The following is a 26483-nucleotide window of genomic DNA, read 5'->3' on the forward strand; positions in this document are numbered from 1 at the left end:
ACTATCACTTTTATACCCAATGAATTTCGAGTTACAGCAAGGCGACCAGGGCGACCGACCGATGAGCGTAGACATACTACGTGATTCAGCGAACACGCGCAGACAACAAAGCCGTAACTTGAAAGACAAAGGGTATAAGTCTCGCTTCATAGGGAAATCAATATCACTGTTATGATGCATCGTATTTTTTCCTTGACGCTACTGCTCTGTAGCGTCTTTTTATCGACACTACAATATCTCCATGCTGAGTCTATCAAACCATTGAACCAAGAGGCTGAACAGAACGAATTTATGCCTTCCCAACGTGCGTTTGCCTTTGATTTTAAGCAACAAGACAATCAACTTGTGCTGCATTGGCAAATTCAGCCCGGTTATTATCTCTACCGTCAACAATTAAAAATAGTACCGCAACAAGCCATATTAGGCGCATTTGTGATACCTGATGGCATCAGTTATCAAGACGAATTTTATGGCGCAATACCTATTTTTGAACAAGAATTGACGGTAACCCTCCCCATCACGCGAGCAGCAGAAGGCTCCCATATCCAAATAACTTATCAAGGATGCGCGGCGGCAAGATTTTGCTATCCACCAGAAACCCGTACTATTCCACTGCATGCTATTACGCCTAAAGAACCACAACTTCCCTTACAGAGATCGCTCAACCCCACTGAACTGCCTTTCTCTCCGTTTTGGGCTTTATTGATCGGTATAGCCATTGCCTTTACCCCTTGTGTATTACCGATGTATCCCCTAATTGCCGCGATTATTTTGGGGTCTGAAAAGCCTCGAAGTCCGCGGCAAATCTTCTGGTTAGCTTTAACTTACGTGCAGGGCATGGCACTGACTTATACTCTTTTGGGATGGGTTGTCGCGCGGGCAGGACTACAATTCCAAACTGCGCTACAGCACCCTTACGTGCTTTTTACTTTATCTGCACTTTTCATCCTATTGGCACTATCGATGTTTGGCTTTTATTCAATCAATTTACCTAGCCACTGGCAGACGCGCTTAGTAGCGTGGAGCAACCATCAAAAAAGTGGTTCAGTGGCAGGCGTTTTTATTATGGGAGCATTAGCGGGTCTGATCTGTTCTCCCTGTACTACAGCGCCCCTCAGCGCTATCTTGTTGTATATTGCACAGAGCGGCAATACACTCGCCGGGGGAGCTACCCTATACCTGTATGCATTAGGAATGGGTCTCCCTTTAATTATAGTGACCCTCTTCGGCAACCGAATATTACCCCGTAGCGGCCTGTGGATGCAGTACACTAAGGAAGCATTTGGTTTTGTTATTCTGGCTTTACCCGTATTTCTGCTCGAGCGAGTATTAGGCAACATTTGGGGAGCGCGGCTTTGGAGCTTATTAGCTGTCATCTTCTTTAGTTGGGCATTCGTCTCAAGTTTAACCTTCCAGCAACGTTGGAAGCGTTTGATCCAAATATTACTATTAGTTAGTTTGTTAATCGCAGTACAGCCGCTACAAAACTGGGTATTTACTGCGGATTTATTTTCTAGAAACATTAATCATTCTTTACGTTTCCAGCGTGTTGAAAATTTATCACAATTACATGAAGCACTCAGGCAGGCAAAAGGAAAATCGGTGATGTTGGATTTATATGCCGATTGGTGTGGTGCTTGTAAAGAATTAGAAAAATATACCTTTAGTGATCTAGAAGTACAGAAACGATTGGCAAATACGGTATTATTACAAGTCGATCTGACCAAAAATAGCCCCGAACAATTGGCAATACTAAAAAAACTACAGGTATTAGGATTACCCAGCATCCTCTTTTTTGATCCACAAGGGCAGGAGATAAATCAAGCACGGATCAGCGGATTTATTAATGCTCGCGACTTTACCATTCATCTACAGAATATTTTATTCTGACGCAATGGCCAATAGGCTTTAAGCGCTTATTCGCAATCGCCTAAGCCTTGCATAAGCTGACAAAGCATACGCCACTCCCTTTCTGTCATACTGTCAGATGCCAACCACAAACGCTGATATATACCCTTCGCCTTTGAAGCTGCCGCGTTGTTGGCTGCGGGTGTTCGCCGAATCACGTAGTCATCTACGCTCAGCGGTCTCACCCCCTGGCCGCCTAGCGGCAACTGCAAAGGCGAAGGGTATATTTTATGATTAGCTTGCTGTTTTAGCGCTAGCAATACGCCATAACGGGTGATCCAAGGAGGTTGGATGATGTTCCATTGTTGCTGATTCCATTCCAACACATTATCAGTATTCAATTTTATTATCATGGGACGGTACTTTATCTGACACTGAAAATATTCAAATGTAATCAACGTCAATAATAGAAAACAAACAACGGCACCACCTGTCGGCCAAGGCGTAAGCAAAACCAAGCAGGCTAACCCTACATATATCAAAAGTGAAAACCAACGAGTGCGCAATGAAACACGCAACTTACATTGCCAGCGAGCCACGCGCTTTATTTCTCATTTGAATTAATTTAATCATTCTTTGTAACTCGCTATCTTGTGGCTCTCCATAATTCATTAACCAATTAAACAAATCGGGATCATCACTCTTTAGCAAGCGCATAAACAAGCCTTTATCATCATCACTTAAAGTCTCGTATTCATATTCAAAAAACGGCATAATGACGATGTCTAACTCACGCATACCACGGCGACACGCCCAGTAAACACGGGCTTTATTATCGATTTTCACATTCTGGATTTTCATATCCTGATAGATACCTCAGGTAATATCATTATGGCTCATATAATTTCGTTTCCTGCACAAATTCCTCATGCTTCATCCCAATTACCCTTAACCCTTATGACTTTAGATGACTGGGTTTTAGTGACAATAACAGGAGTGGACAGAGTAAACTATCTTCAAGGTCAAGTCACCGCTGATGTCGCAGCAATGACAGCTGAACAACATATTATGACTGCACATTGCGATCCGCGTGGAAAAATGTGGAGTAATTTACGTTTGTTTCATCGAGAAAAAGGACTCGCGTTTATTGAACGCCGTAGTGTATTGGACAATCAACTAAAAGAATTAAAAAAATATGCGGTGTTTTCTAAAGTTAACATTAGTCTAGATACAAAAGCAGTACTATTGGGCGTTGCAGGATTAACGGCAAGAGAAACATTAGCCACTTTATTTTCAACGCTACCAAACACAAAGCATCCCGTGGTACAGCAAGGCATCACGACATTATTACATTTCACTCAACCTACAGAACGTTTTCTGCTAGTAACTGACGCCTTCCAGGCACAGCAATGGATAGAAATATTGCGTTCTCGCACTCAATTTAACAATAGTAATCAGTGGATGGCATTAGATATCCAGGCAGGCTTTCCTATTATCGATGAAAAAACCAGCGCATTATTTATACCTCAGGCAACAAATATCCAAACTTTAGGTGGTATTAGTTTCACTAAAGGCTGTTATACCGGGCAGGAAACTGTCGCGAGGGCGCAATACCGGGGCGCTAACAAAAGAGCGTTATATTGGCTGGCGGGCAACGCCAATCGTGTTCCCCTACCTGGCGACGATCTTGAATGGCAATTAAATGAAAATAGTTGGCGCCGAACAGGAACGGTATTATCAGCAGTACAACTGAGTGACGGCACCCTGTGGATCCAAGCGGTGCTCAATAATGATTTCACTGAAAACACGAATCTGCGCGTACGAGACGACAACAGCAGCCAGCTCAGGATACAACCTTTATACCCATAGCCCTTCAAGTTGCCGCTAGGCGGGGTCAGGGCGCGAGACCGATGAGCGTAGACATACTAGCTGATGGGACGAACGCCCGCAGCCAACAACGCGGCGACTGCAAAGGCGAAGGATTATACCCTACTGATTACCCAACACCAGCGTCGCTGTTGGCCGGTTTCGGTGAAAATTATGCATCACGTGGTAAGCCTTTCTCAACGGTGCGGATCAGACGACTCGTTTGTGCAGATTGCACTTTAACCGCTTGTGCAGAACGGCGCGCTAATTGCTGATCAATCGCCCATTGAATATGCTCATCCAACATGGGATCTAATCCTCGACGTTTTTCCAAGGCCAATACCACACTGGATTGGTAAGCGGCATTACCTAATGCCACCGAAATATTACGCAACCAGCGCAAATGACCGATACGCCGGATGGCTGAGCCTTCCGTCATTTGCAAAAATGTTTCTTCATCCCAAGCAAAGAGATCCAACAATTTCGGTGTATGTAATTGAGCGCGAGGATTAAACGCTTTTTCATCAGTAATAGGTGAAAAACGATTCCACGGACAGATTAACTGGCAATCATCACAACCATAAATTCTATTCCCCATTAACGAACGAAACTCTTCTGGAATAGCCCCTTGTAGTTCGATTGTAAGGTAAGAAATGCAACGACGCGCATCGATGACATAAGGTGCCACAATCGCTTTTGTTGGGCAAATAGTCATACAAGCCACACAACGTCCACATTGTTCCGGTAATGGCTTATCAACCGGAAGAGGCAAATCAATTAATAATTCGCCAAGAAAAAACCATGAACCCGCATCGCGATTTAAAACTAAAGAATGCTTACCTACCCACCCGAGCCCCGCTTTTACTGCTAATGAACGTTCCATAATGGGGGCGGAATCAACAAAAGGACGGAAATGGGTATCGCTCCCCTCAGAATATTCACTGCAATACATTTGGATTTTATCGCCTAATTTTTTTAACCGTTGGCGAAGCAATTTATGGTAGTCTCGACCCAATGCATAACGACTGATATAACCCAATTCAGGGTTATTTAAAGTACGAGCGAAAGAAGCTTCGGCGGGTAAATAATTCATACGCACGCTAATGACACGCAAGGTACCGGGCAGTAATTCGTGTGGACGGGCGCGTAACATACCATAGCGTGCCATCCATGCCATTTCACCGTGGTATTGTTTATCTAACCATGCCTGCAATCTCGGCTCTTCTAAAGACAAATCGGTATCACATATCCCCACCTGCTGGAAACCGAGATCCTGTCCCCATTGTTTGATATTTCTGGCAAGTTGATTTAAATCAAGTTGATCTGTCATAAAAAACCATCGAAACAGAAAAAATTCCAGTCTATCACACTGAATTTTTCTACTGAATAAACACTACAGAATCGGGCGGCACTGGCTTCAATCTCGCTTAAGCAGTGCGTTTTTCTGGCGACCTCAGTTATACTCTTTCAATAAAATTATACCCAATGAATTTCGAGTTACGGCAAGGCGGCCAGGGCGACCGACCGATGAGCGTAGACATACTAAGTGATTCGGCGAGCACCCGCAGACAACAAAGCCGTAACTTGAAAGGCGAAGGGTATAGAGTCTGAAAAGAGACATTAATAAGTTAGTTAAATCAGGAGATAGAAATGCCAGAAAATAAAAACAATATCGCTCATTATGATCTAGAGTTATGGAAGGCGATGCAAAGTGAAGTAACACGTCAAGAAGAGCATATTGAGCTGATTGCTTCTGAAAACTACACTAGCCAGCGCGTTATGCAGGCTCAAGGCTCGCAATTAACCAATAAATATGCTGAGGGTTATCCAGGCAAACGTTACTATGGCGGCTGTGAGCATGTCGATGTTATTGAAGAACTTGCCATTGAGAGAGCGAAAAAATTATTCGGCGCTGACTATGCCAATGTGCAACCTCACTCCGGTTCACAAGCAAATGCGGCCGTTTATATGGCGTTACTGCAACCGGGTGATACTGTGCTCGGCATGGATCTTAATCACGGGGGGCATTTAACGCATGGTTCACCGGTCAACTTTTCTGGCAAATTATATAATATCGTCTCTTATGGTGTTGATGCAGCAGGCAAGATCGATTACGACGCATTAGCAGAGCTAGCTAAATCGCATAAACCTAAGATGATTATCGGCGGTTTTTCTGCCTATTCTGGCGTGGTTGATTGGGCGAGAATGCGGGAAATCGCTGACAGTATCGGTGCTTATCTGTTTGTTGATATGGCGCATGTCGCGGGTTTAGTAGCCACGGGTGTTTATCCTAACCCCCTGCCTCACGCGCATGTAGTGACCACCACCACCCATAAAACATTAGCGGGTCCTCGTGGAGGATTAATCCTGGCTAAAAATGGTGACGAAGCCTTCTATAAAAAACTCAATTCAGCCGTCTTCCCCGGTTCACAAGGCGGTCCGTTAATGCATGTCATCGCTGCTAAGGCAATAGCCTTTAAAGAAGCGATGGAACCTGAATTTGAAATTTATCAGCAGCAAGTAGTGAAGAATGCGAAGGCAATGGTTGAAGTCTTTTTAGATCGAGGCTATAAAGTGGTTTCAGGCGGGACTGAAAACCATCTCTTTTTACTCAATTTAGTGAATAAAAATTTAACAGGTAAAGACGCCGATGCTGCTTTAGGACGCGCTAATATCACCGTTAACAAAAATAGCATTCCTAACGATCCTCAAAAACCGTTTGTTACTTCTGGCATCAGAATAGGCACCCCGGCGATAACACGCCGTGGTTTTAAAGAAACAGAATCTAAGCAACTCGCGGGTTGGATATGTAATGTTTTGGATAACATTAACGATGAAAACCTGATCCAAAAAACTAAAAATCAAGTTGTGGAAATCTGTCGGCGTTTTCCTGTTTATTCAAATACTACAAAACTTTAAGAGCAACAATCAGCGGTATTTCTGAATAGATCTCTTTGGAAACCGTAGTTCATTATGCGGAGTCAAGGCGCCCGGCGCACAGCAACCTTCGTTAACATAAAGTACATGAGGATTGCGCGCCCCGGACAACGCAGGAGCCGTATCACGCAGTAGGTTTCCGAAGAGGTCTAGTGTTAAAAGCGAGTGTAGCTCTTCGCACGAGCCACGCCCTTGAAAGTTAGAGACCTCACAATAACTGGAAACTGTCACTATAAATTTCAATTAATACGGAGTTTATTATGCTTTTGGAGCGTTTTACCCAAAAATTTCAGGAAGCCTTAGGTGGTGCTCATTCTTTAGCGCTCAGTTGTAATCATCAATTTATTGAACCACTTCACGTCATGAGTGTTTTGCTTTGTCAAGAGGGAGGAACCGTTTTCCCCTTACTCACTTCCAGCGGCATTGACGCTCAAGACTTAGAGGATAAAATCGATCAAACCCTAGATCGACTTGCACGTGTGGAAGGTACCGCTGATGTTCAGGTATCAAAAAAATTAGAAAGAACACTTAATTTGTGTGAAAAATTAGCACAAAAAAGAGGTGATAAATTTATTGCCTCAGAACTGTTTCCGTTAGCAGCGCTTGAAGAGAGCAGCACCTTAACGGATTTATTAAAAGCAGCAGGAGCCTCAACAGATAAAATCACTAAAGCGATTGAAGAGCTACGAAATGGTAATACCATAAAAAGCGCCAGTGAAGAAAATCAACGGCAGGCGTTAAAACAATTCACTATCGATCTAACCGAACAGGCAGAACAAGGCAAACTTGACCCTGTTATCGGTCGAGATGAAGAAATTCGTCATACCATGCAAATATTACAACGCCGCACCAAAAATAATCCCGTGCTCATTGGTGAGCCCGGTGTAGGCAAAACCGCGATTGTTGAGGGGCTAGCACAACGTATTATCAATAGTGAAGTGCCAGAAGGTTTAAAAGGTAAGCGTGTATTGTCATTAGATATCGGCGCATTACTGGCCGGAGCCAAATTCCGTGGTGAGTTTGAAGAACGCCTGAAAGCATTACTTAATGAATTAGAAAAACAAAAAGGCAACGTGATTTTATTCATTGACGAACTGCATACACTGGTCGGTGCAGGGAAAAGTGACGGCGCAATGGATGCCGGTAACATGCTAAAACCCGCCTTAGCACGTGGAAAACTACATTGCGTTGGGGCAACTACTCTGAATGAATACCGCCAATATATCGAAAAAGATGCTGCTTTAGAACGTCGTTTTCAAACAGTGTATGTTGCAGAACCAAACGTAGAAGATGCCATTGCCATTCTACGCGGTTTAAAAGAGCGCTATGAACTCCACCACCATGTCCAAATCACAGATCCGGCAATTGTAGAAGCGGTGACCTTATCACACCGTTATATTTCAGATCGTCGATTACCTGATAAAGCCATCGATCTGATCGATGAAGCAGGCTCTAGCATCCGAATGCAGATCGATTCAAAACCCGAACTGCTTGATCGCCTATATCGTCGAATTATTCAATTAAAATTAGAACAACAAGCATTAAACAAAGAATCTGATGATGCCAGCAAAAAACGCTTGCAAGAACTCAATAACGAATTAGAACAAAAAGAACGGGAATATTCGACCCTGGAAGAAAAATGGAAAGCCGAAAAGGCTGCATTGAAAGGCACCCAAAAGATCAAGACCGAATTAGAACAGGCTAAAATTACCTTAGAGCAAGCACGACGTGTCGGTGATCTAACAAAAATGTCTGAGCTACAATACGGCAAAATTCCAGAACTAGAAAAAGAACTCGATACAGCCAATCAACTCGAAAACGAAACAATGAAACTGCTGCCTAATCGAGTCACTGAGGAGGAAATTGCCAAAGTGGTAGCACGCTGGACAGGCATCCCCGTATCCAAAATGTTGGAAGGTGAACGAAGTAAACTATTACGCATCGAACAAGAGCTGCATAATCTGGTGATTGGGCAAGATGAAGCCATAGAGGCAGTGTCTAATGCAATCCGACGGAGCCGTGCTGGACTTGCTGATGATAATCGCCCGACAGGCTCCTTTTTATTTCTCGGTCCAACGGGAGTAGGTAAAACAGAATTATGTAAAGCCCTAGCGGTTTTTTTATTCAACACTGACAAAGCAATGATACGAATTGATATGTCTGAATTTATGGAGAAACATGCTGTATCACGCTTAATTGGAGCACCTCCTGGTTATGTTGGTTACGAAGAAGGAGGTTACCTAACAGAAATAGTACGTCGTCGTCCCTACTCTGTTATCTTATTTGATGAAGTGGAGAAAGCACATCCCGATGTGTTCAATATTTTATTACAAGTCTTGGATGAGGGGCGTTTAACGGATGGGCAAGGGAGAACTGTCGATTTTCGTAACACTGTAGTTATTATGACATCTAATTTGGGTTCTGAGTTAATTCTAGAGCATTCCACTGAAACTGATTTCTCTAAAATCAAAAATAAGGTAATGGAAAATGTCAGTAATCATTTTCGCCCTGAGTTTATTAACCGTATAGATGAGATCATTGTTTTCCATCGATTAGAACAACACCATCTCATCTCCATTGCAAAAATTCAGGTGCAACGATTACAGCAACGCTTGGCAGGGCGAAATTATCAAATCAGTGCGACTGAAGCTGTATTAGACTTATTAAGTCAACGAGGCTTTGACCCTGTGTATGGTGCACGACCATTAAAACGAGTTATCCAAAAGGAAATCGAAGACCCGATGGCTCAACAAATCCTTGCTAATAAATTAAAAACGAATATGCCTATTGTCATAGACACTAAAGATGGGAGTATCATTATTAAGCAATAAAAAAGGATCCTACTTTATAGGATCCTTTTTCATAGTCAGCGGTATCTACAACCGATGCTAGGGAGTTTCATTTCTGAGATTGATGTACTTGACCTAGGACTACACCATTACCTAGAGATTCTTCACCAAGCTTTATTCGCCCATAGGAGCTTTAATCTGTCTGGTGCTGATACCCAGATTTGAACTGGGGACCTCACCCTTACCAAGGGTGTGCTCTACCGACTGAGCCATATCAGCACTAAATTGGTAGCCTGGCGGTGACCGACTCTCACATGGGGAGACCCCACACTACCATAGGCGCAACGGTGTTTCACTGCTGAGTTCGGAATGGGCTCAGGTGGTGCCACCGCGCTATAGCCGCCAGGCAAATTCTGTATGCTGCGTACACAGCTAATCTGTTAACAAGCGCGTAAACCAAAACACTTTCGGTGTTGTGAAGTTAAGCCTATCGGGTCATTAGTACTGGTCAGCTCAATGTGTCACCACACTTACACACCCAGCCTATCAACGTCTTAGTCTTAAACGTCCCTCAAGGGAAGACTCATCTCGGGGCAAGTTTCCCGCTTAGATGCTTTCAGCGGTTATCTCTTCCGCATGTAGCTACCGGGCAATGCCATTGGCATGACAACCCAAACACCAGTGATGCGTCCACTCCGGTCCTCTCGTACTAGGAGCAGCCCCCCTCAATCTTCCTACGCCCACGGCAGATAGGGACCGAACTGTCTCACGACGTTCTAAACCCAGCTCGCGTACCACTTTAAATGGCGAACAGCCATACCCTTGGGACCTACTTCAGCCCCAGGATGTGATGAGCCGACATCGAGGTGCCAAACACCGCCGTCGATATGAACTCTTGGGCGGTATCAGCCTGTTATCCCCGGAGTACCTTTTATCCGTTGAGCGATGGCCCTTCCATTCAGAACCACCGGATCACTAAGACCTACTTTCGTACCTGCTCGAGCCGTCACTCTCGCAGTCAAGCTAGCTTATGCCTTTGCACTAACCTCACGATGTCCGACCGTGATTAGCTAACCTTCGTGCTCCTCCGTTACGCTTTAGGAGGAGACCGCCCCAGTCAAACTACCCACCAGACACTGTCCTCGCACCGGATTACGGCGCTGAGTTAGAAAACCAAAACTCACAGGGTGGTATTTCAACGGCGACTCCACAACAACTGGCGTCATCGCTTCAACGTCTCCCACCTATCCTACACAGTCAGTTTCAACTCCCAGTGTCAAGCTATAGTAAAGGTTCACGGGGTCTTTCCGTCTTGCCGCGGGTACACTGCATCTTCACAGCCATTTCAATTTCACTGAGTCTCGGGTGGAGACAGCCTGGCCATCATTACGCCATTCGTGCAGGTCGGAACTTACCCGACAAGGAATTTCGCTACCTTAGGACCGTTATAGTTACGGCCGCCGTTTACCGGGGCTTCGATCAAGAGCTTCGTATCTCTACTAACCCCATCAATTAACCTTCCGGCACCGGGCAGGCGTCACACCGTATACCTCCACTTACGTGTTTGCACAGTGCTGTGTTTTTAATAAACAGTTGCAGCCAGCTGGTCTCTGCGACTGACTTCAGCTACAGGGAGCAAGTCCCCTCACCTAATGCCAGCGTGCCTTCTCCCGAAGTTACGGCACCATTTTGCCTAGTTCCTTCACCCGAGTTCTCTCAAGCGCCTTAGTATGCTCTACCTGACCACCTGTGTCGGTTTCGGGTACGATTGACTGTAACCTAAGCTTAGAGGCTTTTCCTGGAAGCCGGGCATCAACTACTTCTGCACCTAAGTGCTTCGTCATCACGCCTCAGTGTCTATGAAAAAGCGGATTTGCCTACTCTTTCCACCTACACGCTTAAACCGGGATTACCGTCACCCGGATAGCCTAGCCTTCTCCGTCCCCCCTTCGCAGTCACAACCAGTACGGGAATATTAACCCGTTTCCCATCGACTACGCTTTTCAGCCTCGCCTTAGGGGTCGACTCACCCTGCCTCGATTAACGTGGGACAGGAACCCTTGGTCTTTCGGCGAGCGGGCCTTTCACCCGCTTTATCGTTACTTATGTCAGCATTCGCACTTCTGATACCTCCAGCTCGCCTCTCAGCTCACCTTCTACGGCTTACAGAACGCTCCCCTACCCAATAACGTCGTCTCCAACGCTACTGCCGCAGCTTCGGTGGAGGGTTTAGCCCCGTTACATCTTCCGCGCAGGCCGACTCGACCAGTGAGCTATTACGCTTTCTTTCAATGATGGCTGCTTCTAAGCCAACATCCTGGCTGTTTTCGCCTTCCCACTTCGTTTCCCACTTAACCCTCACTTCGGGACCTTAGCTGGCGGTCTGGGTTGTTTCCCTTTCCACGACGGACGTTAGCACCCGCCGTGTGTCTCCCGTGGTCACATTCTTCGGTATTCGCAGTTTGCATCGGGGTGGTAAGCCGGGATGGCCCCCTAGCCGAAACAGTGCTCTACCCCCAAAGATTAACCCACGAGGCGCTACCTAAATAGCTTTCGGGGAGAACCAGCTATCTCCCGGTTTGATTGGCCTTTCACCCCCAGCCACACGTCATCCGCTACTTTTTCAACAGGAGTCGGTTCGGCCCTCCAGTTAGTATTACCCAACCTTCAGCCTGCACATGGCTAGATCACCGGGTTTCGGGTCTATACCCTGCAACTATTCGCCCAGTTAAGACTCGGTTTCCCTACGGCTCCCCTATTCGGTTAACCTCGCTACAGAATATAAGTCGCTGACCCATTATACAAAAGGTACGCAGTCACCCTTACCACACTCGCGTATGATTCAGGCTCCCACTGCTTGTACGTACAGGGTTTCAGGGTCTATTTCACTCCCCTCCCGGGGTTCTTTTCGCCTTTCCCTCACGGTACTGGTTCACTATCGGTCAGTCAGGAGTATTTAGCCTTGGAGGATGGTCCCCCCTTCTTCAAACAGGATTTCTCGTGTCCCGTCCTACTCTTCGAGCTCACACTATTGCTACCTTCGAGTACGGGGCTATCACCCTCTTTCGCAGGCCTTTCCAGACCCTTCCTCTGATAACAACAATGATGCACACTCTGGGCTGCTTCCCTTTCGCTCGCCGCTACTCAGGAAATCTCGGTTGATTTCTTTTCCTCGGGGTACTTAGATGTTTCACTTCTCCCGGTTCGCCTCGTTAAACTAGTTTATTCATCTAACGATAGTGCAACTGCTTGCACTGGGTTTCCCCATTCGGGTATCAACGGCTAATAACGCTTCCTATCAGCTCACCGTCGCTTTTCGCAGATTTGCACGCCCTTCTTCGCCTCTGACTGCCTAGGCATCCGCCCTGTACGCTTCTATCACTTAACTTCACAACCCGAAAGTGTCTTACTAATAAACACTTCTCGCTGTTCATTACTCGCTTGTTCCAGATTGTTAAAGAGCATATTCAATACGCATAGACCCTTGTCTTTGCAAATTGGCGTCCCCTAGGGGGTTCGAACCCCTGTTACCGCCGTGAAAGGGCGGTGTCCTAGGCCTCTAGACGAAGGGGACATGGCTACATCGTCCCTATGAAGAACGCTCTCTCCATAAAAACCACTAGCTACTTTCATCAGACAATCTGTGTGAGCACTCAGCGTAGCCGCCATCTTTGGTAAGGAGGTGATCCAACCGCAGGTTCCCCTACGGTTACCTTGTTACGACTTCACCCCAGTCATGAACCACAAAGTGGTAAGCGCCCTCCCGAAGGTTAAGCTACCTACTTCTTTTGCCGCCCACTCCCATGGTGTGACGGGCGGTGTGTACAAGGCCCGGGAACGTATTCACCGTAGCATTCTGATCCACGATTACTAGCGATTCCGACTTCATGGAGTCGAGTTGCAGACTCCAATCCGGACTACGACGCACTTTATGAGGTTCGCTTACGTTCGCACGCTCGCCGCTCTTTGTATGCGCCATTGTAGCACGTGTGTAGCCCTACTCGTAAGGGCCATGATGACTTGACGTCATCCCCACCTTCCTCCGGTTTATCACCGGCAGTCTCCTTTGAGTTCCCACCATCACGTGCTGGCAACAAAGGACAAGGGTTGCGCTCGTTGCGGGACTTAACCCAACATTTCACAACACGAGCTGACGACAGCCATGCAGCACCTGTCTCACGGCTCCCGAAGGCACTTAAGCATCTCTGCTAAATTCCGTGGATGTCAAGAGTAGGTAAGGTTCTTCGCGTTGCATCGAATTAAACCACATGCTCCACCGCTTGTGCGGGCCCCCGTCAATTCATTTGAGTTTTAACCTTGCGGCCGTACTCCCCAGGCGGTCGATTTATCGCGTTAGCTTCGGACGCCATAACACTAGGTCACAACCTCCAAATCGACATCGTTTACAGCGTGGACTACCAGGGTATCTAATCCTGTTTGCTACCCACGCTTTCGCACCTCAGCGTCAGTCCTTGTCCAGGGAGCCGCCTTCGCCACCGGTATTCCTCCAGATCTCTACGCATTTCACCGCTACACCTGGAATTCTACCCCCCTCTACAAAACTCTAGCCAGCCAGTCTCAAATGCCGTTCCCAAGTTAAGCTCGGGGATTTCACATCTGACTTAACTTACCGCCTACATGCCCTTTACGCCCAGTTATTCCGATTAACGCTCGCACCCTCCGTATTACCGCGGCTGCTGGCACGGAGTTAGCCGGTGCTTCTTTTGCGGGTAACGTCAATCGATAAGCATATTACTCTTACCTCCTTCCTCCCCGCTGAAAGTGCTTTACAACCCTAAGGCCTTCTTCACACACGCGGCATGGCTGCATCAGGCTTCCGCCCATTGTGCAATATTCCCCACTGCTGCCTCCCGTAGGAGTCTGGACCGTTTCTCAGTTCCAGTGTGGCTGGTCATCCTCTCAGACCAGCTAGAGATCGTCGCCTAGGTACGCCATTACCGCACCTACTAGCTAATCTCATCTGGGTTCATCTTATGGCGTGAGGCTCTAAAGTCCCCCACTTTGGTCTTGCGACATCATGCGGTATTAGCCACCGTTTCCAATGGTTATCCCCCTCCATAAGCCAGATCCCCAGACTTTACTCACCCGTCCGCCGCTCGCCGGCAGAGTAGCAAGCTACTCCCCGCTGCCGCTCGACTTGCATGTGTTAGGCCTGCCGCCAGCGTTCAATCTGAGCCATGATCAAACTCTTCAATTTATTACTTTTTTAACAACTTCATAAACCCTGCTTTCTATTATGTTTCCATAAAAAAACAAAATCCAATCCGCTGTTTGTTTTTATACTGCTTCTACTGCCCCAATATTACAGCGCAGCACAACAGCGCACTCGCCAGTGCCCACACAGATTGTCTGATAAATTGTTAAAGAGCTTCTCGTCTAGCCTTACAACGAGAGGGCGCATTCTACCCTTTCTTCTCACAGAGTCAAGGCCTTCTTTTACTAAGCTCCCCTTCTTCTGTGGGGTCGCATTATAGCCCCTTTATTAACGCCCGCAACCTTTAATTTAAGAAAAAAAATTAGATGGTCTTTATTCCATCAATTGAACCTTATTCGCCTATTTTTCAGGCGATATAGCCAAACCATTTTAATTTGATTTTGTGTTGTCGTCGCTTGCCGTACTATTTGTATTGTCTGTGCTCCTCCGTCTTTAATCAAATTAAAATGATTTGGCTATAAGTGTAAAAATTACGGTTAAAAAACACTAATAAGTAAGATCGATACTCCGTCAAATGATTTTATGGGAGCCAAAGCATTCGTAGTGCATTTTTTCAGTTTTTACACCCATAGTTATCAATTGTCGACTTAAATATTGCATAAATTGTACTGGGCCACAGAAGTAATAATGCATATCGTTATCAAAAATCATTGACTGATGGTTTGCAAGATCCATCAAACCTTGTGTGTGATAATCAATACCACGCACATCTTGTTCAGTAGGTTCACGGTACCAAATATGACTATTAAGGTTAGGCATTTTTTCAGCAATAGTAGCCACTTCATTAGAAAATGCATGAACACGACCATTTTCTGATGCGTGTAACCAATATACTGATGCCTTATGCTGACTCAAATATAATGTATTTAACATACTGAGCATGGGTGTTTGCCCCACTCCAGCAGATATTAAAACCACTGGTGTATTTGACTCTACATCTAGAAAAAAATCTCCACGAGGAGGTGAAACACGAATAATGTCACCTTCTTGTAGTTTATGGTGCAAATAATTTGAGACAGTTCCCCCCACCTCGCGTTTAACAGCAATACGGTAAGATTTACCGTTAGCGGCCGTGGTTAGAGAATACTGGCGGATCTCTTGAAAGGCTAAGCTATCATCTTCAATGTAAATACTAAGATACTGTCCCGGTTTAAAATCAGCTACACACTCTCCATCTAGTGGCGTGAATTCAAAACTGCAAATGACTTCGCTTTCTTGCACTTTTTTAATAATCCGAAAACGACGCAAAGAACGCCAACCACCCGTACTCATTTCACCTTTTTGATAAATTTGCTCTTCACGTTGGATAAATATTTCAGCGAGCACACCATAAGCTTTCGCCCAAGCATCTAAAACTTCTGCCCCAGGATGAAACATTTCATCAAGTGTTGCGATTAAATGTTCACCAACTACCTGATAATATTCGGGTTGGATATTGAGACTAGTATGCTTTTGCGCTACACGTTCAACAGCGGGTAACAATGTTTTTATATTTTCAATATTATTAGCATACGCACAAATTGCATTAAATAAGGCTTCGCTCTGATTACCATTAAACTGATTACTCATATTAAAAATATTTTTAAATTCTGGATTATGAGTAAACATTCGCTCATAAAAATGAGTGGTTAATTTCGGGCCAGTAGCAACAAGCAAGGGGATAGTCGATTTTACTACGGCGATAGTTTGGCTATCGAGCATAAAGAGATTCCTTAATATGTACTTTAATGTGTCATCTAATCAGTGCATTGTTAATATATCTGAAATCACTTTTCATTGCTGTAAATGAATATTTTTTTAGAAGAACATATACCGTTTGCCTTTGAAGTTGCCGCTAGGCGGCCAGGGGGTGAGACCGATGAGCGTAGACATACTACGTGATTCGGCGAGCACCCACAGCCAACAACGCGGCGGCTTCAAAGGCGAATGGTATATTAATTATTACCTTGCCAACGTTTAAACAAATCCTTAGGCAATGGGATATCGAATTGATCAATGATTCGATTAACACTTTGATCGACAAGATCTTTTATTGTCTGGGGGACGTGATAGAAGGCGGGGGAGGGTGGCATAACAACAGCGCCGAGCTCAGCTGCCTGTGACATTAAACGTAAATGTCCCAAATGTAACGGGGTCTCTCGCACACATAACAGTAAGCAGCGGCGTTCTTTCAATACCACATCAGCCGCTCGAGTTAATAAATTATCGGTATAACTATGAACAATACCCGATAGGGTTTTTATCGAACAAGGTAATATCACCATCCCTAGTGTTTTATACGAACCCGAGGAAACTGAGGCAGCAAGATCACCGACTTTATGTACTACATTGGCCAGTCCCTGCACTTCCTTCACGGTTATATCTTTCATCTCTGCAGCTAGCGTTTGTTCCGCACCATTGCTCATAATCAAATGAGTTTCTACCTCGTCGACATCTTTTAATACTTCTAACAATCGAACACCGTAAATAGTGCCGCTAGCCCCTGATATACCTACAATAAGTCGCTTCATCATAAATTGCCTTGCTTACATGGCGTAGCGCACCACAAAATTTATACTTTTTTAATAAAAAATCAGTATGAGATATACACAACTAGCCTTCGTTATACATTTCAAGGTTTTCTGCTTCATGCTGCTGGCTTAAGGCCTGAGCATCATCAGAGCGCAGTGATTGTAGATATTTCAAGTATTCTTTATTAACATCTTTGGTAACATAATTACCGTCGAATACAGAACATTCAAACTCTGTGATATCAGGATTACCTTCTGTCACTGCGGCCTTCAAATCCTCAAGATCTTGGAAAATTAGCGCATCAGCACCGATGAATTTTTTAAGATCATCCGGTGTTCGATTATTCGCGACGAGCTCATTAGCACTTGGCATGTCAATACCATATACATTGGGAAAGCGAATTTCTGGCGCTGCTGAGGCAAAATAAACATTTTTAGCACCCGCTTCACGTGCCATTTGCACAATTTGCTTAGAAGTAGTGCCACGTACAATAGAATCATCGACGAGTAATACATTTTTATCATAAAATTCGGCGCGGTTAACATTCAATTTACGGCGCACTGATTTACTGCGTTCCTGTTGACCAGGCATAATGAAAGTACGGCCTACATAGCGGTTTTTGACGAATCCTTGACGATAGGGCTTACCTAGAATGTGAGCAATTTCGAGCGCGATATCACAAGAGGTTTCCGGAATCGGAATAACTACGCCAATGGCTAAATTCTTCCACTCTTCAGAATTCTTAATCTTATTCCCTAATTTTTTCCCCATCGATATCCTAGCACTGTAAACCGAAATTTTATCTATGCAGGAATCCGGGCGGGCAAAATAAACATATTCAAATAGACAGGGTCGGTATTGTGGTTTTTTTGCGCATTGTCGATAAAATAATTCGCCTTTTTCTGTGATATACACCGCTTCACCGGGTGCTACATCACGGCAAAGTTCAAAACCTAATGTATCAAGGGCGACACTTTCCGAAGCGACCATATATTCATATTTAACGTTGCCATCTTCTAAAATGTGTTTTCGTTTTCCCATCACCAATGGCCGAATACCATTAGGGTCACGAAAGGCGAGCATGCCATGGCCGATGATCATAGCGACACAAGCATAAGCACCTTTCACTAATTCATGGGTTCTCGTTACAGCTGAAAAAATAGCTTCTTCTTCTTTTTTTTCAGCTGTTTCCAGTTCACTCGCGAAGATATTCAACAAAATTTCTGAGTCAGATGTCGTATTGATATGACGACGTTTTTGTTTAAATAAATAGTCTTTTAGCTCGTTAGCATTCGTCAGGTTACCGTTGTGTGCCAAAGTAATGCCAAACGGTGAGTTGACGTAGAAAGGCTGTGCTTCTGAAACACTGGCACTCCCTGCCGTTGGATAACGTACATGGCCAATCCCGCGGGTGCCTTGTAAACGCAGCATGTGGCGAGTTTCAAAGACATCTTTTACCAAGCCATTAGCTTTACGCAGACGAAATCTATTATTTGCATCAAGGGTGACGATCCCTGCCGCATCTTGGCCTCGGTGTTGAAGCACCATCAAGGCATCATAAATCGACTGGTTTACTGATGTAAAACCAGTAATCCCTACAATACCACACATGTTTGTCTATCCTTTATTGATGTTAATCGCTCTTCAATTGATTGGGCAAAAAACTCGAAGTACTTTGCAAGTAGTTAAAGAGCCATCTAATTATTTCACTAAATTTTGGGATGAGAAGTGAATTTTTCCAATCCATACTTTGTGCGAAACCAGTGAATGTATCGAGAAAAAACAAGACAACAGAGACAATAAAAACACCGCGCAATACGCCGAACAATACACCAAGCACTCTGTCCGTTCCTGATAATCCAGTACTCATAACCAATGAGCTAATAACAGAATTAACAATAGCGCCAACCACCAAAGTAGCGATAAACAAAATACCGATCGCGATACCCTGGCGGATCAATTCATTTTCAAAACCCGTTAAATAAACAGCCAGGTATTGATAAAAATGACTGGCGATATAAAATGCACATCCCCATATCACCAGTGACAGTGCTTCGCGAACAAACCCCCGTTTCAAACTGATTAGCGCTGAGAATCCGATAATGCTAACAATAATGTAATCAATCCAGGTCATGATCACTCCGATAAAATTATGTTAGTTTAAAGTCCAACACCATATTCCTTTACCTGACCATCAAGACCACTAAGGGAATTCAGCTCAGGCAATGTTAATTGTAATTTCTGCTTCGACACATTAGGTCCCACCATAATGCGGGTTATCTGCCCCTGTAAAGGGATCGCCGGTAGAGTATAAGCGTTGTAACCAGACAAACGTAATTTGGCGACAATCTCATTAACTTTAGCGGCATTTTTCAATGCGCCAAGTTGTACCACATAACTCGGCTTGGTTAGTGCGTTTTCTTTTAATGGGGGGAATTGGGGATTTAATTCGGCCACTATTTCCTCTGGCTGTTGAGCGGGAAAAAATTGATTGACTGGCATCACCACATCATTTTCTTCCAGAAAATCAACAGTGGATATGAGTGGAATAGCGATAAGCTGATCTTCATAGTGCTTTTTTTTGCCATCAAATAACATTGGCAACACTGTGACACCTAATACAACCAAAATAATAGTGCCAACCAAACGGTTTTTAAACTGATTTGCCACTGGGCTCACTCTCGCTAACAGTTTATCCGAAATCTTATTTAGCGGCACTAGACGAGGAGTAGTAAGCTGTCATCACCTGTGCAACCGTATGGAAAGAACCACAAACAATCACTACATCTTGCGAATCGGCATCTTTCATTGCCTGATACCAACCACTTTCAACATCAGCAAACAAGCGTGGTTTTGACACATGTTGCGCCAATAATTCAGCACTGGCACCCCGCGGCTCGGTCAATGATACACAATACCATTCGTCAACCCTTTCAGATAAGCAAGTCAGCGTACTGGCAATATCTTTATCAGCTAACATCCCCACTACTGCACGTATTTTTCCTGATCGTTTTGGCAATTGATCAAACCGCTCGATTAAATAACGGGCAGCGTGAGAATTATGAGCAACATCCAAAATTAACAGCGGCTGTTCAGTGAGTATTTGGAAACGCCCTGGTAAAAAAGCAGTCTGCAAACCTTGATAAATTGCTGAGTCATTCAGCGGTAATGCTAAGTAATGCAATATTGCTAACGCCGTGGCGGCATTTTGCAGTGGTACTTTAGGCAAAGGCAAATGAGTGAGTATGCGTGAACCACTTTGCCAGCACCAGTCGTCAGTCTGCCGGCTAAATTGCCAGTCATCATTACAGTGATAAAGTTTAGCCTCGATCTCTGCCGCAATGGTTGCAACAGAGTGAGGCATATCAGGCTCCCCCACTATTGCCGGTTTACCCCGCCGAAATATTCCTGCTTTTTCACGACCAATACTTTCTCGATCAGCACCTAACCTATCTATATGATCAAGACCAATACTTGTAATCGCAGCAACATCTGCATCGATAATATTAGTCGCATCTAGCCTACCGCCTAACCCTACTTCTAGCACCAGGACATCAAGTGCGGCCTGTTTAAACAGATGCAGTGCTGATAACGTGCTGAATTCGAAATAAGTCAACGAGACCGTGCCTCGCGCAGCTTCAATGTCAGCAAAAGAATTACAGTGCGCGGTTTCAGGCAATTCCAAGCCCTGAATGCGTATTCTCTCGGTATAGCGCAGCAGATGGGGTGAGCTATAAACGCCTACTCGTAAACCCGCGCTAAGTAATATCGCCTCCAGTACACAGCAGGTTGTACCCTTGCCGTTAGTGCCCGCAACAGTCAGTATTTTAGCTGCAGGTTTAAGCAAGTCGAGCCGTTCAGCCACTGTTCTGATGCGTTCTAAACTTAGATCAATAGCCTGATGATGTATGGAACCTATATAAGAAAGCCATGACGTCAAAGAAGACCGGGTTTGAGGAGGCTGATAATTATTCATAGCTATCTCTTTTCAAGAGGCGATAAAGTGTTGCCTTTTTTATTATTTACCATAACGACCCATTTACTCACTTTTTATTATATACCCTTCGCCTTTAAAACCGCCGCGTTGTTGGCTGCGGGGGTTCTGCCGAATCACGTCGTCTATCTACGCTCATCGGTCTCACGCCCTTATCGCGACGCTGCAACTTGAAGGACTGTGGGTATATGCATCAGCTTAGATAAGATACTCGCCAATGTCTGGCGCATGTCTAAACGACGTACAATCATGTCAATCGCCCCTTTTTCGATCAAAAATTCACTACTTTGAAAACCCGGCGGCAATACTTCTCTTACCGTTTGTAAGATAACCCGTGGTCCAGCGAAACCAATCAGTGCCTTCGGCTCTGCAATATTAATATCACCTAACATCGCTAGACTGGCAGAAACCCCACCCATCGTTGGGTTAGTCAATACTGAGATATAAGGCAGACCACGTTCTTGCATTTTGGCCAGAGCAGCGCTCGTTTTTGCCATTTGCATCAGCGAAATCAATCCTTCTTGCATACGAGCGCCCCCACTAGTAGAAAAACACACTAACGGGCAATGATCTGTCAATGCTTGTTCAACTGCCGCGACAAAACGCGCTCCAACGACCGATCCCATGGATCCGCCCATAAAAGAAAAATCAAACGCGGCTGTTACAATAGGCATATCAAACAAGGTGCCTTTCATCACCACTAGCGCATCTTTTTCTTTAGTAATTTTTTGTGCCGCAGTCAGTCTATCTTTATATTTTTTATTGTCCTTAAACTTCAGGGGATCCTTTGGCTCTAGCTCAGCACCCAATTCTATTCTTTCTTTTTTACACTTTGTTGTACAGGCTTCTTCTCTACACTCTTTTTTACAGGATCCATCACAAGGTTTATCTAGCAACAAATCCAAACGTTCACGGGCAGAGATGCGCATATGATGATCACATTTAGGGCAAACTTCTAAATTTTTTTGTAATTCAATACGATAGAGTATTTGCTCGCAACTATCGCATTTTGTCCATACCCCTTCAGGTATATTCGCTTTACAGGCTTCTAGGGTACTTTTATTAATAATTCGCTCAATCCAGCTCATCGCTATTCTTTCCTGTCATCATATCGTGCGTTAAACCCTATTGGCCTAACAAGCTAGATAAAAAACTAACCGAATTTAATTGACTCTCATCATCAGTCTATTGATTTTTTTGATCGGCCACCGCACGCCGATGTCTATAGATTTCAAGTATCGCCGGTAAAATAGACAGTATAATAATCATAACAATAAATAATTTCAGATTTTTTTGTACTATCGGCAAGTTACCAAAAAGATACCCTGCATAAGTAAATGACATGACCCATACTAATGCCCCTATCACGTTATAGGCAGTAAAATGACGATAAGACATTTTTCCCATTCCTGCGATAAAGGGAGCAAAAGTACGAATAATAGGGGCAAAACGAGCCAAAATAATGGTTTTAGCTCCATATTTTTCATAAAAAAGATGCGTTTTATCCAAATAGACCTGACGAAATATTTTTGATGTTGGATCCTGAAATAATTTTTTGCCAAATCGTCGTCCCAGCGTGTAATTAAGTGCATCACCTGTAATAGCCGCAATCAGCATCAGAGCCACCATTAAATGCACATTCAGGTCATTAGAAGGCAGGGTTGCCAAAGCACCTGCGGCAAAAAGAAGTGAATCACCCGGTAGAAACGGAGTGACGACTAAACCGGTTTCACAAAATAGAATCAAAAAGAGTATGCCATAAACCCATACACCGTATTGCGCCACCAATTCCGCTAGATGGACGTCAATATGCAAAATAAAGTCGATGATGAAAACGATAATATCCATTTGTTATTCTCTTAAATAATATTCGTCCAAGAAACTAGTTATACCCTTCATCTTTGAAGTTGCCTTCGGCTGCCAACAACACGGCGGCTTCAAAGGCGAAGGGTATAAATGGCAAAAAATAAGAACCTAATGATGTCTGAGGCAACGCAAAACAGGCAGGATAATCGACCGCTACCAAATATAAGCCTTCGGCTTTCGCTGTCGCAGCAGCTTGCTTGCGATCTTTTAATGCCAACAATTGCTTCAACCAATCTTCATTTTGACGACCGCTACCAATTTCTATCAGGCTCCCGACAATATTACGCACCATATGATGCAAAAACGCATTAGCCTTTATTTCGACAACAATATAAGCGCCATAGCGGCTAATATTAATCTGTTGCACGTTGCGCAACGGCGTTTTCGATTGGCACTGTAACGCTCGGAATGAAGTAAAATCATGTTCACCCAGCAAATGTTGAGCCGCGCGAGCCATTTTTTGTTCATCCAGTGGCAGATGATAATGACTAATACCACCGGCAAGGATCGCCGAACGATAGCAATGATTAAAAATAATATAACGATAACATCGAGCCAGGGCACTGAAACGAGCGTGAAACTCTTCTGGAACCGATTTTACCCAACGAACAGCGATATCTTGAGGTAAATTCGCATTGACTCCCATCGTCCATGCATGTTCGGGGCGCATCGAATGGGTGGTAAAATGAACGACCTGACCCGTCGCATGCACCCCTGCATCAGTGCGTCCGGCACAGAATACCGTGACGGGATGATCAGCCACCTTAGATAAAGCGTTTTCCAAACAACCCTGTACACTGCTCGCGTCTTTCTGGCGCTGCCAGCCAGAATAGTTACTACCACTATATTCGATTCCCAGGGCAATTTTATTATTGTTAAACATGTTGATTTATATCATCTCAATAGAGAAACCTATTTTTTGCAAAAGATCGGCGTCGGCCATGCTGTCACATTGAATACAAAAAGATGACCATTCTCGACGGATCCCATATCGCTTACGCAAGTCATCAAACTCACTGCTACCTTTACGGCGCAAATTGCAAGCATCAAGGCGCACATCATACACTAAGCGCATTAATCGTTTTAATTGCTTCTCATTGAGTGGGCTATCAAGCCGAAAATGCCCAAGTTTAGAAGGCGGTAATAAAGAGCTGCATTCAACCGATTGTGGGCATCCACAAGAATGACTAAATGCTTCAAATAATTGCGTTGTCCCTCGGGTTTTCCCCTCCAAAGTGTAACCTGCGATATGGGGTGTACCAATAGCCACTTTCTCCAGTAAGGACTGAGGAATATGGGGTTCGTTTTCCCAAACATCCAATACTACGCCCAGTTTTTTTCCTTTTTTTAATCCTTGCAACAAGGCAGTATTATCCACCACCGCACCACGACACGTATTGATTAAAATGCGATCATCCGGTAAAGCTGCCAATACATCGTCATTAATTAAATGAAAGCTTTGGTAAGCACCGGTTTGATGTAATGGCGTGTGTAACGTTAATATATCCGCTTCACGCACCAGTTTTTCCAATGGCCAAAATTGCTCTTTATCCCCTCGATCCGCTCGAGGTGGATCACATAATAAGGTCTTTATTCCGAGTGCCTTTAAACGCGCATTCAGGCGGGATCCTACATTACCCACCCCAACAATCCCGACCGTTTTACCACTCAGTGAAAAATTACCGCGTTCAGCCATCGCTAACAAAGCAGAGAAAACATATTCGACCACTGCGATGGCATTGCAACCGGAGGCAGAAAAAAAATCGATGCCCTGCTGACGTAGCCATGCCTTATCGACATGATCAGTACCCGCAGTAGCAGTACCAACAAATTTAATCGCAGTGCCTTGCAATAATTCAGCATTCACTGACGTGACCGACCGTATCATCAAAGCTGATGCTTCACATAACGCGGTACGTGGAATAGCGCGTCCAGACACTATTTCAACGTTACCTATCCGCTGAAACAGCTGTTTCGCATGCGGCATATTTTCATCAACTAAAATTTTCACTTACTATTCTCCAGCGAAGGGTTAATTCGCAAATAGACCTCTTTCCAAACCTACTACGTGACGCCAATCCTGCGTTGCCCGGTGCTCGCAATCCTCATGTACTTTATATACATTCCGGTTGCTGTGCGCCGGGCGCCTTGACTTAGCATAACGAACTACGGTTTGGAAAGAGGTCTAATGATATTTTACCGTACCATGATTTTGCGAGCAGTATTATTGGTGAAAATGAAAAAAAAAGTCTATCCTCTTTTGGTGCGTTTAAGAGCCTATTCGAAATCTTCTTTAGCAACATTTAAAAGAGGAAAATAAGTAAAAGGGCGCAGTTTACACGAGGTAAATGCGTATTTTAAAGCTCATTTTGGCTAATTGTCAGCCAGCACAAAAGACTTGGATCTTAAGATAAAAGATATGTATATAATCTATCCTCTGTTAGCGGTCATAATTTGGTCGGCCAATGTGGTGGTAAGTAAAATGGCGGCAGGCGTGATAGATCCAGCGGCTATCTCTTTTTACCGCTGGTTTTTGGCATTAGTGATTTTAACACCATTCGTATTCATGAGTGTGATTCGTAATTGGCCAACTATCCGAAAATATTGGTGGAAATTAATGACCCTCGGTCTATTGGGGATGGTGCTCTTCCAAAGTCTAGCTTATTATTCAGCACAGAGTGTTAGCGCAGTATTTATCGGTATATTCAGCTCAGTCATTCCTCTATTAACCGTATTGATCAGCATTATAATATTAAGAACCGCACCCACTCTGGGGGTTGTATTAGGTAGCATATTGTCTTTAGTCGGATTAGTTTGGCTAGTCAGTGCAGGTGATCCTACACAATTACTGCATCAAGGTGTTGGTAGCGGTGAGTTTATGCTGCTGTGCGCCTCTGCTTCTTACGCTTTGTACGGTGTGTTAATCGCACATTGGGCAATAAAACTTCCTTGCTGGCAATTGTTATATATGCAGATTGTCTTCGGCGTGCTGTTGCTGCTACCTAATTTTTTACTCACTACCGATATAAAACTAAACACACAAAATATTCCTCTCGTGCTATATGCAGGGATCCCTGCCTCAATCATTGCACCCTATTTGTGGATTTTAGGTGTTACACGTATCGGAGCCAATATCACCGCTGTGCTGATGAATCTTACCCCGGTGTTCACTGCTATTATTGCCATTAGTTTTTTGAATGAAAAATTGATGACTTATCATCTAATCGGCGGCAGCCTTACTTTGGCTGGAGTCGTTTTGGCACAATATTTGTCTAAATCAAGCCAATAAACACCACAGAGTATCCCACCCATGCCGCTCTAAAATACCGTAAGAGCACATTCGAAATATTCTTGAGAGAAGCTGATGAGACAACGAGGAAAAAATGGGCGAAAAGCCCAGTTGCTTTTTTATAAAAACAAGGACGTAAATGAACAT

The 26483-nt window shown here is 44.4% G+C and carries 21 protein-coding genes, 2 tRNA genes and 3 rRNA genes; 8 read left to right on the plus strand and 18 right to left on the minus strand.

Translation table 11 applies throughout. From position 1 onward, the window contains the following. The first annotated feature begins 19 nt into the window (after nt 1–19). A complete protein-coding gene (locus AACL30_RS00445; protein WP_339057427.1) occupies nt 20–175 on the plus strand; it encodes a hypothetical protein in 156 nt (51 codons plus the stop codon). Then, the gene (locus AACL30_RS00450; RefSeq protein ID WP_339057428.1) at nt 172–1890 is read left to right on the plus strand and encodes a protein-disulfide reductase DsbD; all 1719 of its coding nucleotides are present in this window, start codon (nt 172–174) and stop codon (nt 1888–1890) included. Before AACL30_RS00445 ends, AACL30_RS00450 begins: the two co-directional genes overlap by 4 nt. Nucleotides 1891–1916: 26 nt before the next feature. Here AACL30_RS00450 and AACL30_RS00455 read toward each other — a convergent pair whose 3' ends face one another. After that, nucleotides 1917–2447 carry a protein YgfX gene (locus AACL30_RS00455; protein WP_339057429.1) on the minus strand — a complete coding sequence of 177 codons (531 nt, stop codon included), beginning with the start codon at nt 2445–2447 and terminating at the stop codon, nt 1917–1919. Then, entirely contained in the window at nt 2428–2694 is a 267-nt protein-coding gene (gene sdhE / locus AACL30_RS00460; RefSeq protein WP_339058509.1) for an FAD assembly factor SdhE, read from the minus strand. Before sdhE ends, AACL30_RS00455 begins: the two co-directional genes overlap by 20 nt. Nucleotides 2695–2739: 45 nt before the next feature. Here sdhE and ygfZ point away from each other — a divergent pair, with 45 nt between their 5' ends. Then, the gene (gene ygfZ / locus AACL30_RS00465) at nt 2740–3717 is read left to right on the plus strand and encodes a tRNA-modifying protein YgfZ (protein ID WP_339057430.1); all 978 of its coding nucleotides are present in this window, start codon (nt 2740–2742) and stop codon (nt 3715–3717) included. A gap of 169 nt (nt 3718–3886) precedes the next feature. Here the strand turns inward: ygfZ and queG are convergent, their stop codons facing one another. Then, nucleotides 3887–5044 carry a tRNA epoxyqueuosine(34) reductase QueG gene (gene queG, locus AACL30_RS00470; protein WP_339057431.1) on the minus strand — a complete coding sequence of 386 codons (1158 nt, stop codon included), beginning with the start codon at nt 5042–5044 and terminating at the stop codon, nt 3887–3889. A gap of 155 nt (nt 5045–5199) precedes the next feature. Between queG and AACL30_RS00475 the strand changes: the two genes are divergently transcribed. From AACL30_RS00475 to clpB, 3 genes are all read left to right on the plus strand, one after another. Next, on the plus strand, nt 5200–5325 hold the full coding sequence (locus AACL30_RS00475) for a hypothetical protein (RefSeq protein ID WP_339057432.1): 126 nt from the start codon (nt 5200–5202) through the stop codon (nt 5323–5325). Nucleotides 5326–5364: 39 nt separating this feature from the next. Next, on the plus strand, nt 5365–6633 hold the full coding sequence (glyA, locus tag AACL30_RS00480; RefSeq protein WP_339057433.1) for a serine hydroxymethyltransferase: 1269 nt from the start codon (nt 5365–5367) through the stop codon (nt 6631–6633). A 278-nt stretch (nt 6634–6911) separates the two neighbouring features. Next, on the plus strand, nt 6912–9482 hold the full coding sequence (clpB, locus tag AACL30_RS00485) for an ATP-dependent chaperone ClpB (protein WP_339057434.1): 2571 nt from the start codon (nt 6912–6914) through the stop codon (nt 9480–9482). A 161-nt stretch (nt 9483–9643) separates the two neighbouring features. Here the strand turns inward: clpB and AACL30_RS00490 are convergent. The 6 genes from AACL30_RS00490 to hmpA all read right to left on the minus strand — a co-directional run bounded on the left by AACL30_RS00490 (nt 9644) and on the right by hmpA (nt 16377). After that, nucleotides 9644–9719, minus strand: a tRNA-Thr gene (locus tag AACL30_RS00490). 12 nt (nt 9720–9731) lie between these two features. Next, nucleotides 9732–9847, minus strand: a 5S ribosomal RNA gene (gene rrf / locus AACL30_RS00495). Nucleotides 9848–9917: 70 nt separating this feature from the next. Beyond that, nucleotides 9918–12828 (minus strand): 23S ribosomal RNA (locus tag AACL30_RS00500). 110 nt (nt 12829–12938) lie between these two features. Beyond that, nucleotides 12939–13014, minus strand: a tRNA-Glu gene (locus tag AACL30_RS00505). A 101-nt stretch (nt 13015–13115) separates the two neighbouring features. Next, a 16S ribosomal RNA gene (locus AACL30_RS00510) occupies nt 13116–14658 on the minus strand. Together the 16S, 23S and 5S rRNA genes with 2 tRNA genes alongside form the textbook arrangement of a ribosomal RNA operon. A 528-nt stretch (nt 14659–15186) precedes the next feature. Then, entirely contained in the window at nt 15187–16377 is a 1191-nt protein-coding gene (hmpA, locus tag AACL30_RS00515) for an NO-inducible flavohemoprotein (RefSeq protein WP_339057435.1), read from the minus strand. A gap of 115 nt (nt 16378–16492) precedes the next feature. Here hmpA and AACL30_RS00520 point away from each other — a divergent pair, with 115 nt between their 5' ends. Next, nucleotides 16493–16636, plus strand: coding sequence for a hypothetical protein (locus AACL30_RS00520; RefSeq protein WP_218015654.1), 144 nt, complete (start codon nt 16493–16495; stop codon nt 16634–16636). On the opposite strand, the gene AACL30_RS00525 is transcribed toward AACL30_RS00520, so the two are convergent. The 9 genes from AACL30_RS00525 to AACL30_RS00565 form a co-directional block, all read right to left on the minus strand. Next, a complete protein-coding gene (locus AACL30_RS00525) occupies nt 16611–17186 on the minus strand; it encodes a UbiX family flavin prenyltransferase (protein ID WP_339057436.1) in 576 nt (191 codons plus the stop codon). The two genes, AACL30_RS00520 and AACL30_RS00525, sit on opposite strands and share 26 nt — an antisense overlap. An 82-nt stretch (nt 17187–17268) precedes the next feature. Then, nucleotides 17269–18798, minus strand: a complete 1530-nt coding sequence (gene purF, locus AACL30_RS00530; RefSeq protein WP_339057437.1) for an amidophosphoribosyltransferase — start codon at nt 18796–18798, stop codon at nt 17269–17271. 22 nt (nt 18799–18820) lie between these two features. Next, a complete protein-coding gene (gene cvpA, locus AACL30_RS00535; RefSeq protein ID WP_339057438.1) occupies nt 18821–19321 on the minus strand; it encodes a colicin V production protein in 501 nt (166 codons plus the stop codon). Between the two features lie 26 nt (nt 19322–19347). After that, on the minus strand, nt 19348–19857 hold the full coding sequence (locus AACL30_RS00540) for an SPOR domain-containing protein (RefSeq protein WP_339057439.1): 510 nt from the start codon (nt 19855–19857) through the stop codon (nt 19348–19350). A gap of 34 nt (nt 19858–19891) precedes the next feature. Beyond that, nucleotides 19892–21163 carry a bifunctional tetrahydrofolate synthase/dihydrofolate synthase gene (gene folC / locus AACL30_RS00545; RefSeq protein WP_339057440.1) on the minus strand — a complete coding sequence of 424 codons (1272 nt, stop codon included), beginning with the start codon at nt 21161–21163 and terminating at the stop codon, nt 19892–19894. Between the two features lie 170 nt (nt 21164–21333). Further along, on the minus strand, nt 21334–22269 hold the full coding sequence (gene accD, locus AACL30_RS00550) for an acetyl-CoA carboxylase, carboxyltransferase subunit beta (protein WP_339057441.1): 936 nt from the start codon (nt 22267–22269) through the stop codon (nt 21334–21336). Between the two features lie 97 nt (nt 22270–22366). Then, complete coding sequence (locus tag AACL30_RS00555; RefSeq protein WP_176487390.1) at nt 22367–23029, minus strand: DedA family protein; 663 nt, start codon at nt 23027–23029, stop codon at nt 22367–22369. A gap of 34 nt (nt 23030–23063) precedes the next feature. Then, nucleotides 23064–23930, minus strand: coding sequence for a tRNA pseudouridine(38-40) synthase TruA (gene truA / locus AACL30_RS00560; RefSeq protein WP_339057442.1), 867 nt, complete (start codon nt 23928–23930; stop codon nt 23064–23066). Between the two features lie 6 nt (nt 23931–23936). Further along, nucleotides 23937–25058 (minus strand): DUF3410 domain-containing protein, encoded by a 1122-nt coding sequence (locus AACL30_RS00565; RefSeq protein WP_339057443.1) that lies wholly within the window; start codon nt 25056–25058, stop codon nt 23937–23939. 408 nt (nt 25059–25466) lie between these two features. On the opposite strand from AACL30_RS00565, the gene AACL30_RS00570 reads away from it, so the two are divergent. Continuing rightward, on the plus strand, nt 25467–26336 hold the full coding sequence (locus tag AACL30_RS00570; RefSeq protein ID WP_339057444.1) for a DMT family transporter: 870 nt from the start codon (nt 25467–25469) through the stop codon (nt 26334–26336). Nucleotides 26337–26483 lie beyond the last annotated feature (147 nt).

Source organism: Candidatus Regiella endosymbiont of Tuberolachnus salignus, from assembly GCF_964020115.1.
Taxonomy (GTDB): Bacteria; Pseudomonadota; Gammaproteobacteria; order Enterobacterales; family Enterobacteriaceae; genus Regiella; species Regiella insecticola.

Coding starts and splice junctions, on each gene's coding strand:
- clpB (WP_339057434.1), top strand. CDS start 6,912: ATGCTTTTGGAGCGTTTTACCCAAAAATTTCAGGAAGCCTTAGGTGGT.
- cvpA (WP_339057438.1), bottom strand. CDS start 19,321: ATGACCTGGATTGATTACATTATTGTTAGCATTATCGGATTCTCAGCG.
- AACL30_RS00570 (WP_339057444.1), top strand. CDS start 25,467: ATGTATATAATCTATCCTCTGTTAGCGGTCATAATTTGGTCGGCCAAT.
- AACL30_RS00475 (WP_339057432.1), top strand. CDS start 5,200: ATGAATTTCGAGTTACGGCAAGGCGGCCAGGGCGACCGACCGATGAGC.
- AACL30_RS00555 (WP_176487390.1), bottom strand. CDS start 23,029: ATGGATATTATCGTTTTCATCATCGACTTTATTTTGCATATTGACGTC.
- AACL30_RS00445 (WP_339057427.1), top strand. CDS start 20: ATGAATTTCGAGTTACAGCAAGGCGACCAGGGCGACCGACCGATGAGC.
- AACL30_RS00450 (WP_339057428.1), top strand. CDS start 172: ATGATGCATCGTATTTTTTCCTTGACGCTACTGCTCTGTAGCGTCTTT.
- purF (WP_339057437.1), bottom strand. CDS start 18,798: ATGTGTGGTATTGTAGGGATTACTGGTTTTACATCAGTAAACCAGTCG.
- accD (WP_339057441.1), bottom strand. CDS start 22,269: ATGAGCTGGATTGAGCGAATTATTAATAAAAGTACCCTAGAAGCCTGT.
- truA (WP_339057442.1), bottom strand. CDS start 23,930: ATGTTTAACAATAATAAAATTGCCCTGGGAATCGAATATAGTGGTAGT.
- AACL30_RS00525 (WP_339057436.1), bottom strand. CDS start 17,186: ATGAAGCGACTTATTGTAGGTATATCAGGGGCTAGCGGCACTATTTAC.
- folC (WP_339057440.1), bottom strand. CDS start 21,163: ATGAATAATTATCAGCCTCCTCAAACCCGGTCTTCTTTGACGTCATGG.
- queG (WP_339057431.1), bottom strand. CDS start 5,044: ATGACAGATCAACTTGATTTAAATCAACTTGCCAGAAATATCAAACAA.
- glyA (WP_339057433.1), top strand. CDS start 5,365: ATGCCAGAAAATAAAAACAATATCGCTCATTATGATCTAGAGTTATGG.
- ygfZ (WP_339057430.1), top strand. CDS start 2,740: ATGGCTCATATAATTTCGTTTCCTGCACAAATTCCTCATGCTTCATCC.
- hmpA (WP_339057435.1), bottom strand. CDS start 16,377: ATGCTCGATAGCCAAACTATCGCCGTAGTAAAATCGACTATCCCCTTG.